The 15,973-nt window shown below is 43.6% G+C and carries 8 protein-coding genes; 3 read left to right on the forward strand and 5 right to left on the reverse strand.

Annotated elements, in window-relative coordinates:
* Window positions 1-570: 570 nt before the first annotated feature.
* The gene (gene nadA / locus F3I09_RS05810; protein WP_149694102.1) at window positions 571-1,578 is read right to left on the reverse strand and encodes a quinolinate synthase NadA; all 1,008 of its coding nucleotides are present in this window, start codon (window positions 1,576-1,578) and stop codon (window positions 571-573) included.
* Between the two features lie 767 nt (window positions 1,579-2,345).
* Here nadA and F3I09_RS05815 point away from each other — a divergent pair.
* Together F3I09_RS05815 and F3I09_RS05820 are read left to right on the forward strand one after the other, a co-directional pair.
* A complete protein-coding gene (locus tag F3I09_RS05815) occupies window positions 2,346-4,454 on the forward strand; it encodes a peptidylprolyl isomerase (protein WP_149694103.1) in 2,109 nt (702 codons plus the stop codon).
* A gap of 170 nt (window positions 4,455-4,624) precedes the next feature.
* Window positions 4,625-5,128, forward strand: a complete 504-nt coding sequence (locus tag F3I09_RS05820) for a DUF2480 family protein (RefSeq protein ID WP_149694104.1) — start codon at window positions 4,625-4,627, stop codon at window positions 5,126-5,128.
* Here the strand turns inward: F3I09_RS05820 and corA are convergent, their stop codons facing one another.
* On the reverse strand, window positions 5,129-6,244 hold the full coding sequence (gene corA / locus F3I09_RS05825; protein WP_149694105.1) for a magnesium/cobalt transporter CorA: 1,116 nt from the start codon (window positions 6,242-6,244) through the stop codon (window positions 5,129-5,131). It abuts the gene before it with no gap.
* A gap of 233 nt (window positions 6,245-6,477) precedes the next feature.
* Between corA and F3I09_RS05830 the strand changes: the two genes are divergently transcribed.
* Entirely contained in the window at window positions 6,478-7,485 is a 1,008-nt protein-coding gene (locus F3I09_RS05830) for a hypothetical protein (protein WP_149694106.1), read from the forward strand.
* Between the two features lie 580 nt (window positions 7,486-8,065).
* Here the strand turns inward: F3I09_RS05830 and F3I09_RS05835 are convergent.
* The 3 genes from F3I09_RS05835 to F3I09_RS05845 form a co-directional block, all read right to left on the reverse strand.
* Window positions 8,066-8,443, reverse strand: a complete 378-nt coding sequence (locus F3I09_RS05835; protein ID WP_149694107.1) for a septal ring lytic transglycosylase RlpA family protein — start codon at window positions 8,441-8,443, stop codon at window positions 8,066-8,068.
* A 48-nt stretch (window positions 8,444-8,491) separates the two neighbouring features.
* Window positions 8,492-10,576, reverse strand: coding sequence for a BamA/TamA family outer membrane protein (locus F3I09_RS05840; protein ID WP_188133704.1), 2,085 nt, complete (start codon window positions 10,574-10,576; stop codon window positions 8,492-8,494).
* A gap of 215 nt (window positions 10,577-10,791) precedes the next feature.
* Window positions 10,792-15,870: a translocation/assembly module TamB domain-containing protein gene (locus F3I09_RS05845; RefSeq protein WP_149694109.1), complete on the reverse strand. Its 5,079-nt coding sequence runs from the start codon at window positions 15,868-15,870 to the stop codon at window positions 10,792-10,794.
* Between the last annotated feature and the right edge of the window lie 103 nt (window positions 15,871-15,973).

The raw sequence follows: 15,973 nt of genomic DNA on the forward strand, positions 1-15,973 counted from the left end.
TTGACAAACCGGTATTTTCTGTGGGTACCTACAGCAAAATACAGCCCGTCGTAACTATAAGACCTTCATTTTAAAGCCGCAACAATAACATATACCCGACCCTATTATCTAATTGAGACTTTCGTTGCTCCTATAAGCCCTTCAATTTTGAAAGCCTTATACTTTCGACAAAGCTCCATTTCCCGTAGGCCCCTACGGGATAACATCGTTTATCGTAACTGTAAAGCCTTCATTTTAAAGCGTCGAGAATAAAGTATACCTGACCATATTATCAGATATGGAATTCCATCGTTACCACAAGGCGTTCAAAAATGAAGACGCTATATTTTGAATGAATGGAAATTTCACGTAGGACCCCACAGGGAAAATATTTTTATCGCAACTATAAGCCCTTCAAATATAAGCGCGTTATATTTAAATCGTCCTGCCAATCACCCGAACATCTAATTTTCATCGCAACTATAAGCCATTCAACGAGCATAAAAAAGGCCCGGTTGATGTACAACCGGGCCTTTTGGGCTAAAATTATATCGCTATTAATTTATAACTTAATCATAATCAATCAATTAACTACAATCCGTATCGTGCGCTGATCTCTAACATCCTCTCAATAGGTTTCTTTGCAGCAATCCTCAATTGTTCGTTCATCGTAATCTCTGGCTCCTCATATTCCATACACAGATATAACTTTTCGAGTGTGTTTAGTTTCATATGAGGACAATCATTACATGCACATGCGTTATTTGGCGGCGCTGGAATGAAAGTTTTACCCGGATTTTCTTTTTGCATCTGATGAAGAATTCCTGTTTCGGTCACAACAATATACTCCTGCGCATCATCTTTCTGAGAAAACTTTAGCAATCCGGTGGTTGATCCTATGTAATCTGCAATCTCAAGTACTGCTGCTTCACATTCCGGATGGGCTATGACCTTAGCTTTCGGGTGACGGATCTTCAATTTTGTGATCTTTTCCAGGGAGAAGATCTCGTGAACCATACATGCTCCGTTCCAGAGTAACATGTCCCTACCCGTTTTTTTGGCCAAATAAGCCCCTAAATTCCTATCGGGGGCAAAAATGATCGGCTGGTCCTTGGGGACGCTTTCGATGATCTTTTCGGCATTAGATGACGTGCAAATGATATCGCTGAGTGCTTTGATACCTGCAGAACAATTTATGTAGGAAATAACCAGGTGGTCAGGATGCTTTTCTTTGAATTTTCTGAATAGATCGGGAGGTGCACTATCTGCCAGGGAACATCCTGCTTTCAGGTCCGGTAGTAAAACTTTTTTCTGCGGACTCAGGATCTTGGCTGTCTCTGCCATAAAGTGCACACCGGCAAAAACAATGATGTCTGCATCAGTTTTGGCAGCCTGCTGACTTAAGCCCAGACTGTCCCCGATGTAATCGGCCACATCCTGAATGTCGGGTTCCTGGTAATAATGTGCCAGGACGATCGCATTCTTTTCCTTCTTTAACCGTTCGATTTCTGCAAAGAGATCCAGGCGTACGTCGACCGGCAAATCCAGGTACCCTTTTTTTTGCAGTTCGCTTTTTGCAATTTCCAGCTCCCTCTTCATAATTATATATATAGTTTATTTATTTAAATAAGAAAAACCCACTACTATTAGGGCTGTGAATATGTGAAAACTAATTTTTACCACGATGTACAAATGTAGTTGTTATTCTTTTTGTGTTGGCTATCCACAGGAAATTAACAATCAAGATCAGCCACAGTACTGGAAAAACCTACTTTCATCCACACCCGTGGATATCGTTTACGGTGAATATTTTTTTTGACGTCACCCTATTGAAAACATGTTAACAGCCGAGGCTAACAATCCCCAAAAATCACTTTTGAAGACCCGGACCTCTTCCCCCGGAAATAACAAAATTAGTTTTCAGGTACCTGAAGTGAGGTTTTTACCACGATATTGGACAAATAGTACCGCTTTTTTAACAGTCGATGTGGATAAACTACAACTAAAAAGTTATATCAGGTTAAGAACGCTTTTTTAGCTTTACATCATTCTTTGTGCACACTTTGATGTGAATGAAGAAATTGCCTTCCGCAAAATGTGAATAAACAGACCCATATTCTGAAGAAGGTAAAAATCTTGAAATAATGGCCCATAGCCGTATTGAAAAATCCCCGGGTATAACATATAACCTGGTACAAAAATCATGACAAATGTGGATAACCTGTGAATGAAGACTTAAATCTATTTCCCGCTAAATTGGCCGAAATCCTTTCCTGTATTGGGTTTGAGGCAATAAAATCTGTTTTGTAGTTACAGTTATTTTATTCTATTTTTGCTTTCCTTAAAAAATTTAGACTATATAATATATGTCAGTTATTCAGAAGATCAGGGATAAATATGCCGTGGTGATCGTAGTAGTGATCTGCCTGGCTATTGTCAGCTTCCTGTTACAAGATGCCTTTTTTGGCAAAAACTCTCTTATTCGCCGTTCCACGACTGTAGGTAAAGTAAATGGTGAAGAACTCGAATTCTCCGACTATCAGCAGATGATCAAAACTACTGAAGACCGGATGCGTCAGGGTAATAATGTCCTGAACGATCAGCTTACCGAGCAGGCACGTGAATCTGCCTGGAACCAGTTCCTGAGCAAACAGATTATGGATGCTCAGTATCAGAAACTGGGTCTGGCTGTAACAGATGAAGAGATCAAAGATCAGTTCACTGGTAAAAATCCGAGCCCGATTGTTACCCAGCAGTTTACTGACGAAAAGACAGGACAATTTGATCGTGCCCTTATGCAACAGGTACTTGCCAGCATCAGCCAGGATAAAACCGGTCAGAGGCGTGCTGGTCTGTTACAACTGGAAGATTACATTGCTCAGTCAAGGATTTCTGAAAAATATCTTTCCCTGATCAAACAAGCGGTATATTATCCAAAATGGTTAGCTGAAAAGCAGATCCAGGATAACGGACAGCTGGCATCTATTTCTTATGTGTCAGTTCCTTACGCTACTATCGCTGACTCCACTATTACATTAACAGACGGCGAACTGAATAGTTATATTACTAACCATAAAGAACTGTTCAAAACAGAAGAGTCCCGCAAAGTAGATTATATCTCTTTCAATGTAGTACCTTCTGCTGCCGATACAGCTGCCGCACTGAAAGTGCTGTTCGAAGCCAGGCAGGAACTGGATACTATCAGCAACTCCGATGTTGCTGCTTTTATCAACCGCAACTCTGATCTGCCTTTCTATGATAGCTATGTTGCAAAGAGTGCATTGATGGTTCCTCAGAAAGACACCCTGTTAAGTTTACCCAACGGCGCGGTGTTCGGACCATATTATGATAACAACCTGATCGTTTTTGCAAAAATGATCGATCGTAAGTTATTACCAGACAGTGTTAAAGTACGTCATATATTAGTGGCTACTCAGAACCAGCAAGGTGGTGGTTTACCTGATTCAATTGCTAAAGCCCGTATCGATAGTATCGAAAGAGCTGTTAGAGGTGGTGCTGATTTCAAAGCCCTGGTAGAACAATACACTGATGATGTAAGAAGCAAACCAACTGGTGGTGAATACGATGTAACACCTTCCACTGATTTCCTGAAAGAATTCAAAGATTTCGCGCTGGAAAAAAGTAAAGGAACTATCGGTGTGGTAAAAACACTGGCAGGTTATCACCTGATCGAAATCATGGATCAGAAGAATATTGGCCAGGCAGTGAAAATTGCTTATCTCGCTAAACCGGTAACTCCAAGCCGCGAAACAGATAGTAAAGCATATGCTGAAGCAAATGAATTTGCTGCCAAGAACCGTGACTGGAAAACATTCGAAAAAAATGTTCAACAGAATGGTCTGAACAAACGTATCGCTGACAACCTCCGTCCTATGGATCACACGATTCCGGGTATCGGTCAGGCACGTGAACTGGTTCGCTGGGCATACGATGCTAAAAAAGGTGACGTTAGTAACGTATTTACCTTTGATAATAATTATGTAGTAGCTGTACTGACAGCAGTACGTGCAGAAGGTACCGCTGCCCTGGAAGATGTAAGACCTTCCGTAGAAGCTGAGGTAAGAAAGAACAAAAAAGCTGCCCAGATCATTGAAAAAATGCAGTCGCCTGCTTCTCTGGATGCTGCGCAGAAAGCAACTAACCAGCCAGTACAAACTGCGGATAATCTCTCTTTCGGAACTCCGTTTGTTGCCAGCTTAGGTTTTGAACCACGTGTAGTAGGTGCGGCATTCAATAAGGGCTGGGGTACTGCAAAAGTATCTACTCCTATAGAAGGTAATGCAGGTGTATACGTGATCAAAGTAAATGCTTTCCAACCTTCCGGTCAGCCTCAGGATCCAAAAAGCGTAAGCCGTGTTTATGAACAGAGCCTGCTTTCTGCCTTAGATCAGCAGCTGTTCTCAGTACTGAAGAAACTGAGCAAAATCGAAGATAACCGTAGCAAATTCTTTTAAGGAATAAGAAATCTTCAAATAACTGAATATAAAAAACGCCAGGGCTTATCCCCTGGCGTTTTTGTTTTCCCCCTTTTATTTTCATCGCTTAAGTCATGATACACAGCGGTGCCTCAGCCGGCCATCCCATAGATACTTTTAGTACCTTTGCATAGTAAAAAGTCGGGCTTATGGAAGAGATTGTAAATAAGGTAGCACAAAGCGGGTTGATTACCCTGGACCTGGAAGACTATTATCCAAAAGAAGAAATCGTTGAATTTGATCTGAAGCAGTACCTCTTTATGGAATTGATCCTCAAGGAGAAAGATTTCAGGACGGCACTTCAGTCACTCGATTGGGAACAATACCGCAATAAGAATGTAGCGATCATCTGCACTGCAGATGCTGTAATACCATTCTGGGCATATATGCTCGTAATGACTTACCTCTCACCGATAGCTAATTTTGCTGCTTTTGGCAATAAAAAACACGTACACCAGGTACAGTTTATGAAAAACCTGGCGGCTATCGATGTGCATGAATATGCTGATAAACGCGTGGTTATCAAAGGATGTGGCGATCAGGGAGCAGGAGAAGCTGCGTATGTAGAGATCACCCGTCTGCTGACCCCTGTAGTGAAAAGTTTGATGTATGGAGAACCCTGCTCCACCGTACCTATCTATAAAAAGAAATAATCAGAACCATTTCTTCTTTTTAAAGAGGATAATCATAGCAATCAGCATGATCAACATGAATAGCATGGTAAAATAATAACCATTCTTCGTGTGCAGCTCCGGCATATTGTCGAAGTTCATTCCATAAATACCCGCTATAAATGTCAGCGGCGCCATCAGGGTAGTTACTACCGCCAGTACTTTCATGATCTCATTCATCTTGAGATTGATCTGGGTGTGGTACAGATCCTGGACTGTTAATATCACGTCACGGTAGTTCTCAGCCAGATCATTGGCCTGTGTGATATGGTCATACACATCCTTGAAGTACTTTGTGGTTCGTTCTTCCAGCAGCTCACTGTCACTTTTAAGGAATCCATTCACCAGGTCCCGTACCGGGGCAACAGCCCTTTTGAAGAGTAACAGCTCCCTTCTCAAGAGGTTGATCCTGGCCTGAGCGCGGGTATTCGCCTGGTGCTGTACAGCATCCTCCATCAATTCTATCCTTTCTCCCAGCTTTTCAATGATACTGTAGTAGCTGTCCACAATAACGTCCAGCAGGGAATAGCAGAGATAGTCGGCCCCCACAGACCGGATCCGGGAATTATTGATCCTTAGTTTGTCTCTTATGTGATTGAATACATCCCTTTCCGCGTCTTCCTGAAAAGAAATAACGAAATTTTTTCCCAGTACTATACTCACCTGCTCCTGCTCAATTGTGCAGGTGTTTAAATTGAAGTACAACATTGGAAGAAGACAGAACATGTGCTCTCCTATCTCATCCATTTTTGCACGCTGGCCAACGCTCATAATATCGTCCTCAAGCAGAATATGGATGTTCAGCCGCATACAGATATCGTGTACGGTTTCTTTATTGATTCCATCTACATTTATCCACACAGTGTTTTTAGTATCAATGTGTTTGAAGATAGACCCTACATTGTTTCCCATTATTGTCTCCTCTTCGAAATGGTTATGTCCATAGTTGAAGATGGTTATTTTTTCACATACAGACTGCTTCCGCGTAAGTGGTCCGGTTACCGGATTATAATTCATCAGGCGTTGCTTCCTGATTTTAAAAGGATTCAGTGTTTCAAGTACATCATGTATGGGCAATATGCGATTCGGCTTAACCATTGTGGGCTGATTTATGCTGACTATTTTAAAATTAACTTAAAATTGGCGTAACGAGGAATTAACAACTGATGATTAACTTGGACTGATTAACCACCTGCAACTGTTCACATAATAATTGTCTTCAGGGACAATTGCTCCGCCTGTCCGCCAACTCATGCGGTTACACAATGCATTATTATGTTGCCATCAGTTTATATAGGTAAAATTAGAAATGCTTTTTTAATAACTGATCTATGCGCGCATTAATTTTTGTAATAGCTATCCTTCTCCTGATCATTTGTGGCTATAGCATTTGCGAGTCAACCCGTAGTAAAATAGCTGCAGAGAAAAATGTACTTACCTGGTATCAACCCGCCGTGGGAAATCTCAGGATGAAGGTAGAAAACTTGTGCACCGTGCTTGCTACTCATCAGTCCTCTGCATATGTACAGCAGGCGTTCTGTGAATCAAGACTTGCCTATAAAAAAATCGAGGTTTTCGCAGAATATTTCAGCCCATACACTGTACAGCTTATTAACGGTAGAGCCGATGATACTACAACAGGTAATAACAAGCAGGCATTTCAGGCACTTGAACATTTATTGTATCCATCCCTGCAAACAGCTGATACACAGGCTGCTTATATAGAAGCACGCAGGTTGGTGGCTGCTGTGAACAGCTTGTCTCAGGTGGAATCCAGACCCCTGCCAACAGATGCACAATTATTTGATGCGATGAGACTGGAACTTGTCAGGATTATGGCAATGTCGCTTAGCGGATTTGATTCTCCCCAGGCGGGTCAAAGCCTGAAAGAAACAGCCGCCGCATTGGATGGACTTGAGCGTGTCTGGAATTTATATGCAGACCGTGTCAATATTTATAATCCAGCATTAGTACAGTATACAAATGACTTAATGACGGCTGCCCACAGGCGTCTGGAGCTGGGCCAGACGGAAACCTTTGACAGGCAGTCCTTTATCACAGAATATATAAACCACCTCTCGGTGAACCTTAAATTATCCAGGGAGGCTCTGAGCATTCCCTATGATAAGGAACAATATATACTCGACCCCGCAGCATCCAGTGTTTTTGCCAGGAATGCGGTACATCCCTTATATATTTCTTCCGATGCACAGATGGATTCCGCCGGTAGCCATGACCCATTGTACAATATCAGTGGGCAGCAATTCAGAGCCAGTTATATATACACATTGTTACAACAGAACGGAGCATTAAATACGGTAGCTGGGAGAACTAGATAAAATAAGGACTGCCGGCGAAGAATATCACCGGCAGCAGATTGGCTATTTAAGACTAGGATATGGAAGACAATGTTTCAATAATGTTGTGGTCAACAACAGGCCATACAAACTCGACTCCGTAAACGTTACGGGGCAAAAAGTACTGTACAAAAAAGGGAATTAATAGAGATTGGATATATAACAATTATTCAGCTTTCTCTCACCTTACACTAGCTCCTATTTACCATGGCAGCAGACCTCGGATTAAAAACATGCATTCTCAGACGCTCATAGCAAATAGTGTTTTTTCCATGAGAATATGGTAAAACTGATTGCGGTGCAAATAACAATACAACCATAATAATTCCAAAAAAAATAAGCCAAATACCATAGAAATGTGAGATAAATGAGTATTGTTGGCCTAACTATGAGTAAAAAAATGTACAAAAGATAAATTGAATATCAAGGAAAGATGGTCTATATGGTGGCCATAATATGGGTTTCGGTGCGTAGGAATTGTTTTTGTTGCAGTAGATAGTGATCCTAACAAAAAAGCGCTCCTTGTCAACAGCGAGCGCTTTTCTTTATCATGGTAATCAGCTTATTTTTTCTTCTTCTTATACTTTATTTCCACTACTGCCACGCCAGTGGTTAGCATGCCAATGCGTTTGGCTGCTTTTTTGGAAAGATCGATAACCCTTCCCTGTGAAAAAGGGCCACGATCGTTGATCCGTACTGTTACGGACTTGCCATTGGAGATATTTAAGACTTTTACTTTGGTTCCAAACGGCAATGTGCGGTGTGCTGCCGTTAATCCACCCCCTCTGTAGGTTTCTCCACTGGCAGTTTTACGACCTTCAAACTTGTCGGCATAATAGGATGCTTTTCCGTTTTCGGTGATCTTCCTGCTGCAGGATGAAAAGCAAAGCAAGCTGCAGAGTACAACTACTAATAGGTTTGTATAGTTTCTTGTTATCATAGGTCTGGTTTTTATAGGGCGGGGTTTCGCCGGCCCAAGGTAAAAAAATCAGAAAGGATATCCAATCGCTATATTTAATATAAGATTCTCCTTGCGCCAGTCAGGATCGCCAAAGTTAATATCTTTTATTACCCATCTCTCACTGGAAGGTAACCATGGCTTACGTAACGGAAATGCCAGGTCAAGCCTTACTACGATAATAGACGCGTCTATACGTAAACCAACACCTGCATCCACTGCTATCTGGCTCCCGAAGGAACTGGTTTTGAACTTACTACCTGGTTTGGAAGGCACCTCCTGCTTCAGCCAGATATTACCTGCATCCAGGAAAACGGCCGTATTAAAGATACCGGTAAGACGTGCACGTATTTCAGAGTTATATTCCAGCTTGATGTCACCGGCTTCATTGGCTAGAAACCGGCTGGTGGTATCCTTATATGTTCCGGGCCCCAGTGTTCTGGCACGGAATCCACGAAGGCTACTGCTACCACCTATAAAATATTGTTTTACAAATGGTAAGGTGGTTGAATTGCCATAAGGGATACCAAAACCGGCATATAAACGGTTTACCCATGTCAGCTTTCGGGTAAGTTTCCAATAATGCCTTATATCTCCCGTCAGTCGTACATACTGCGCGAACGGAGTCCGGAACAGCGTTCTTGCAGTATCTTTTTTAGGTATAACAATCCCGGCCAGGTTGCCGGAATAGTCAAGATCTCCACTCAGATAAAAGCTATGTTCTCTGTTATCAGACTGGTTATTGTAGGTGATGTTGTAGTTTCCCCCCAGGATGAACTGCTTTTCAATAGCTGCCCGCTGACTGGGATCATTCCGTAAAATGCTGTCATAACCGGGGGTAGTACTCGTAGGCAGCACATATGTAATGGCAATAGGAGACCATTTGTGTTCCAGGTGCTGCGTCTGACGCCAGATGTACTGAAATTGGAAAGAATATGCGTTCAGATTGTATAACTGACTGCGGCTGAACAGTTCATAACTTAAGCTGATACGCGTACGTGGTACATAGGGCGTCTTTACATTGAAATTGAATAGCGGTTGCCAGAACTTTGGAATAGTAACAGCAGCTTCCGCCTTGAAATTGTATGAATTACCTCCTTTTAAAGTGGTATTATTTGCAGTCTGTGTTCCCCCCACCTGCCATTCCACACCACCGGATAAAGTGATTTCAAACAGGTTTGCCGCATGCAGCCAGTTACGATTGCGGGACGTGATCCGTACTTCAGAACCGACAAAGTTGTTGGATTTGGAAGTACCTCTTAATTCAGCAGATAAACTTCTCCGGGGATAAGGCGTCAAAAAAAAGGTGGCGTTTAACCTGGAACTGTCGCCTCTCGCTGGCCGGAATTGTCCCTTCACAAATTTAAAGGTACCCAGATCTGTCAGCCGGTGCAGGGTGGTATTGTGCGCACTGAGTGTATATAGACTATCCGGCTTCAGGAATACTGAGCGTGCAAGCACACTGGGCCTGAATTTGTGAGTAGAATCGATAATTCTGATATGTTGAAATGTATCGGGTTTACCTCTCCGGGAGAGGGAATCATTGTCCAGGGAGTAATTCGGATACAGGGTGATGTTCTTCATCCTGTACCGCTTACGTGCTGGTAATGGGGTTTCATCTTTCATCCTGAGATAAAGGTCCACCATGCCATTGTTGGTGCTGTCTACTTCCACGAGCAGGTGGTCAGGCGTAAAGTAATAATAACCTTGTTCCTTTAAAATATTATGTACACGTTGACGTTCTGCCACTACACTGTCTAACCGGAATGGACGTTTGAGTTTGAGAGAACTGCCCTTTTGTGCTGCAGCAATGGCTTTACCAAGGTCAGTGCTATCCGTTTCATAAGTAAGGCTTTTGATACGGTATCTGTGGTTAGGGGTAGCAGTGTAGGTAATAGATGCTTTTTTCTTTCCATGATACCTGACTTCTGATACTACATCTGCCTGAAAAAAGCCATTGTCTACAAGATATTGTTCCAGCACATCAGCCGTATAATCAGGTTTTGCAATGCTCAGCAAGACAGGGGGCTCCCCCCATTTACGCCTTAACAGATAATTCAATCCCTTGCCTTTGGGCTCCTTGCCAAGATTATACAACCAGAGCCTGATGGGCATGCCGGCAAATTTCCGGTTAGGCTTCGGCCTTGTTCTGCTATCCATTCCGGCGGAGAGGGTACCGTAGTCTCTGGGCTTTCTCCCATCCCATTTTATTTTTGTGCCAGTATATAACCGGTCGTTTTCGGGGACAGATTTCGTGCTACTACAGGCACTTATGCACAAAGCAAGAAGCGCTGTAATAACAGTGAACGATATATACTGGTTTCTTCTGATCATTTTGTTTTGTTGCTGACAGTTTTCTTCTTATTACGGAGTTTTTTCTTTTTCTCCTGGGATTTAACACGGTGGAATATCTCACGGAATTCGTCATAGTCCATAATAAGCGCAAAAGCAACTCCCGTTTCCACTACCTGGCCTTCAATAACGGTACTGTTATCATTGCGCTGATATACCCTCACCCGGTAACGGCCATCTTTTGTCAGTTTGTACTCCACAGAAATATCACCCACCAGAGACGACGGGTTTGCCTGGTTCTCTCCCTGCAACATCACGTTGGAGCCAACAGAAACGGAGAGTCGTTCATTGAACAATTTTTTGGAGGCGCCTACTTTCAGATTGGTGGTTTCCTGCGCCGAACCGGAGGAATAATCTTCTCTGGATTCTACATCGAAATTCAGGTCTATACCTTTAATAAGATTGCCCGCCAGGTTGTTTAACTGTTGTGAAAGGATCTTACTTACACTCTGGCGCGCCATATTACGTACGCCAAAATCGCCACTGCCGCCGTCGCCCGCCAAGGGATCATCAGGAATGAAGCTATTGAGTACGAGCAATCCCATCACCTGTTTATTTAATTCAGAGGGGATCTGGTTGATCTGCTTGATGCGGTTATATACACTTCCGCTAAAGGCATTCTGTTCTGCCTCCGGCATGTCCAGCTCAAAGGAAATTTCCGGTTTCATCATCTGCCCTTTGATATGCAGGTATACATAGAAGGGTAATTTTTGGCGGTACCTGTTCCTGTCGGTTTCCGACAGGTTGGTCAGCTGGTCTTGTACCAGGTCGGCCGCTGCTGCATTGACGGTATATTTGGCGGTAATGTTCAGGTCTGCTTCCATGGCCTCTCCGCTGAAAGTAATGGTACTACCCTTCTCTATACTGAAGGAACGTTTGATCAGCTGATTAAGGGACATTTCATACTTTCCCTCGCTTATCTCATACCGTCCGGTAAGGGTCATTTTACTGCTGGCATCCAGGGTAGCATTAATATTGGCCGTTCCCTGTGCCTCTACGAAATCGCCGTTTACAGGATCGATGATAATCTTAATAATGGATTCCGGTGTGACCTCCATATTTCCGGAAAAGTTGATGCCTTTAAGACGTGGATTCTCGAATCGGGTACTGTCTACAGCTTTAAAGAGACTTGAGTCCACAGGATTGGACTTATCAACAAATACAATAACCCCTTCCCTGTTTGCGATTCCGGGTTCTTCAGAAGGCAGGGTAACGGTAATTTTGGATTTGTCCCTGAGTTTCACACTGGCATCTATCCTGGGCAAATCAAGATTACCACGTACTCTGATACGGGCATCTACAAACGCCGGACCATAATATAATTGCTTGGGATCCTGTTGTTCTCCCAATATCATAAAGTTGTCTGAATTGATATCGAGATTGAAATTATACTTGCTGAAATCCGGTGTATTAATACGTCCGTCTACAACCAGTTCATTGTCAAGACTGTCGGCCACAACGAATTGGTTAAATGCAATCCCCTTCTCGTCCATAGTGAGGGTTTCATCCGGCAGGCGTAGATGGGCGCCAACATAGGTAATAGTGCCGCCAGCATCATTGAAATGGAGGGTGCCCAATACCTTTGGCTTGTCGGTAGTGCCGGTAATGGTGAACTGTCCATCTGCGCTGCCGTGCATACGTGTCACATTCCCGAAAGTAAAGGCTTCGAGAGACGCCATGTTGATGTTGTTGATATCCACAGTCGCATTGATAGTAGTATCAGCATTATACGTTCCTTCCACCTTCACATCGTTCTGATTGCCAGTGAGATTAGCGGCAAGTTTATATTGGTTGGCCTGTGGTGTTTCTATATTTGCGTCCAGTGTCCCCACAGACGTCCCTCTGAAAACAAGGGAATCTATTTTTAAAGAGCTCTTTATAGACGGAGAACTATCCAGATTACTAGCCAGCGCCTCTGCATTCAGTAATCCATCGGCCAATAACGTATCGGATGACAATAATGCCGTGATAGTAGATAATTTGAAATCTTTGATGCTGATTTTTAATGGCGGTAACTTCCCGGGACTATCGTCTCTCAATGTCTGCACCTGTATGGATTGGTTTTGATAAGATAGTGTCAGTTGTGCCGTATCCGGAACTCCATTGATTAGATGGATGCGGTTATTCTCATCTACTTTCCATTGTTGCTTGTTCAATAAGAGGGCGGTCTTCAGAGAAAGCTCCATGGCATTCGCAGGAAGGAAGGTAACATATCCACCCGCTTTATATTTTGGTCTACGTTTGATATCATCCGCCAACAGGTCCCATTCCAGCTTACCACCTACAGCATTGGCTTTTAATTGTGTATGATTCAGCGGAGTGATCTTGTGATATAATCTGGCAAGGTCCACTGTTGCATTCAGTGAGGTATCCAGTATCTGTGCTGCCAGCTTTATGCTATCCACACGTATGGAGTCATAGGACAATTTGAGCAGATTGGCGTTCAATATAAGGAGGCTACTATCAGTGTTCAAACGTCCGTCAATAAGCAATGGGTATTCCATCCGAAGGCTCGGCGCCATATTCCGGAGGCTACGTGGCCAGGTTAAGGAGGCATTCCACATCAGCTTTTGTCCGGCAGGCAGTTGCACTAACCTAGAGCTATCGTAGGGTTGTAAGGGTTTGTTGATCAACTGACCGAAAGCACCGCCTACTTTCGTATAGTCTATATTGCCGTTGGCATGGATAAATCCGAAAGGACCTTCCAGTGCAAGGTATTGCTGGTCCTCATATTTGGCCATGAAAGCAATAGTGTCCAGAGGAAATACCTGTCCTTTGGTGGCAATCTGCCAGTTATGAAGAAAGGCGTTACCGACCAGACGTTGAGGCGCAAGGCTACTGAAATCCGCTGTCAGATTTCCTTTGAGAATCAGTGGTTCACTATACCAGTTGGTTGTATACAGATCTGCCTTGTCCATCTGAAGGGAAGCCTGTAACGACTGCACGCTGGTGTCATTCAATAAAGCATTGACGTCAAACGCCAGCGTTATACTGGTATCAGTACTTTGGCCCTGGGCTTGTAACTGCTGTTTGTCTATGTTTGCCGTCATTGCTATACCATGATAAGTATAGCGATTATAAGTGGCTGCGTCCAGATGAATGTCTGCCTGTGCAACCATACCCGGGAAAGTATACCCTTGCCCGGAAGCCCACATCCGTCCGCTCATCCAGCCCATTGTAGTATCGTACAGTAGTATACCCGGATTTACTTTGAAAGAAGACAGTGTTACGTCATAACGGGCGCGGATACTGTCCATGATATTCACCAGGTGAGCGGACAATTGAGCATTGGCCGAACTGCTGGTAAGCTGTAGTTGTGTTTTCAGATCCTGCAGGCCCCCAAGCACCTTACCTGTAATGAGCATCTGCTCTGGCAACCGTGGAGTATCGGGCAGAGTCCCCGCTGGTAACCAGGCTCTTAGTTGTTTGTTGCCGGATTGAATATATACAGAGGGCAGATTTGCATAAAACCGGTTCACATCTGTAACATGTTCAATTTCCCCATTTGTCTGAATACGGTTGCCAACGTTGTCTGCTACACGCAATGTTTCTATGATTAATTTTCCCAGGCTGCCTTTCAATATCGCTGTTATATCCAGCTCCTTGTTCCACAGCGGCTTCATTGCCGGATTTCTGCGTGACTCCGGAACAAAAGGCAGCCACTCTCCCAGGGAGATATGGGAAGAATCAATATTGGCGCGGAGCTGTAAGAGATCCATAGTCTTCTCAGACAGCGAAGACCATGAAGGCACAGTTACCGCAATCTGCTTTCTAAGCAGACTCCTATTTGTTTCAAGGAACATGTTCTGCAGAGCCAGGGACTGGGGAGTGAACAATACATTGAAACGTGCCTCTTTCACCGCAAAACCAGATTTCTCTTTGGTTTCCAGTTTTTTAAGTACAGCGCTGATCGTGTCTGGTTTATAAAGAATATTGGACAGGGAGGTACTGAGATTGTAAAGAAGGAGATGATTATAATCCGGATCATTCCCCGCTCCTCTTGCCGGCGGCGCCGCGTTATTGTCAAATTTGAAATCCAGGTGCTCCAGCTCTGCTTTGGTGGCCAGCACTTTCCATGTATTGGGAAGGCTGTCGATGGGTATTGGAGAGGAAGTATCTTTCGGTGATGACAAGGTAAATGAACCGGCTGTCTTACCGATCTTCATGTCTCCTATCTGCACCAGGGTAGAATCCAGGTCAATACTTGAGTTCACCAATTGAAAATCACTGATACGCCATACAGTGGAAAGACCACTGGTCTCATCCGCATATAAGAACGCACTGTTTTTGATACGCAGTTTTTTTAACAACAGGTGAAATGGAGTACCTGTGGTATCTGCAGGTATGGGCGGAGGGACCGCATTAGTCAGCGTTTTCGGACGGTATGATTGTGTGTAAAGGCCTTTGAGCCCGTCCAGTTCAATACCCCGGAAAGTGTATAATCCCTCGTCCAGCAACAGGTCATCCGGATCAACATGTAATTCACGGAAATGAACAATGGCAGTCATACCTCCCTCCGCGTCAGCGAAACGAAGCCGTACCTGCCGGAAGGTAACGTCTTTAATACGGTATTGAAGTGATGTGCCTGTCTCTTCAGCAAGGGTATCGGGTTCGGTCTTTTTAGAGACAAAGGCATCCAGGATAAATTGATAGTTATAGGTGCTATCTCCCTGGTTGCGGTAAACATTGACGAGTACAGAATCCCATTCCAGGCCATTGATACGCAACTCATTGTTGATAAAAGCCAACAAATTGTACCTCACCTTTAATGAACCGGAAAATAGCAATGTCTTTGAGGCCTTATCTGCAACATATACATTCTTCAGTTCCAGATATCGCCATCCACGCGCACGAAGATACCCGATACGTACCTGTGTATGGAGTTTCTTTTGCAGATACAACTCTCCCTGCCGGCGAATATAGTCCTGCACAGGGGCCAGTTGTAAAAGTAACACCACCATTACAGGGAGCGCCAGGATGACAACAAGTCCCCACAATAACCATCGCCACCAGGGACGACCATGATGTATTTCTTCCTTTGTAGATGGTTCTGTCACTATGAAAAAGGTTACTTATATAGTAATTTACTGAAATAAAACGCTTTAGGGTACGTATGCTTACACGGTTAAACAAACAAATACTATACCTGCTGAATTGGAA

The organism is Chitinophaga sp. CF418, from assembly GCF_900142925.1.
GTDB lineage: Bacteria > Bacteroidota > Bacteroidia > Chitinophagales > Chitinophagaceae > Chitinophaga.

What these genes read in the sequence shown, in the direction of transcription:
- F3I09_RS05835 (WP_149694107.1), bottom strand. Translation starts at nt 8,443, where the DNA reads ATGATAACAAGAAACTATACAAACCTATTAGTAGTTGTACTCTGCAGC.
- corA (WP_149694105.1), bottom strand. Translation starts at nt 6,244, where the DNA reads ATGGTTAAGCCGAATCGCATATTGCCCATACATGATGTACTTGAAACA.
- F3I09_RS05830 (WP_149694106.1), top strand. Translation starts at nt 6,478, where the DNA reads ATGCGCGCATTAATTTTTGTAATAGCTATCCTTCTCCTGATCATTTGT.
- nadA (WP_149694102.1), bottom strand. Translation starts at nt 1,578, where the DNA reads ATGAAGAGGGAGCTGGAAATTGCAAAAAGCGAACTGCAAAAAAAAGGG.
- F3I09_RS05840 (WP_188133704.1), bottom strand. Translation starts at nt 10,576, where the DNA reads ATGCCCATCAGGCTCTGGTTGTATAATCTTGGCAAGGAGCCCAAAGGC.
- F3I09_RS05815 (WP_149694103.1), top strand. Translation starts at nt 2,346, where the DNA reads ATGTCAGTTATTCAGAAGATCAGGGATAAATATGCCGTGGTGATCGTA.
- F3I09_RS05820 (WP_149694104.1), top strand. Translation starts at nt 4,625, where the DNA reads ATGGAAGAGATTGTAAATAAGGTAGCACAAAGCGGGTTGATTACCCTG.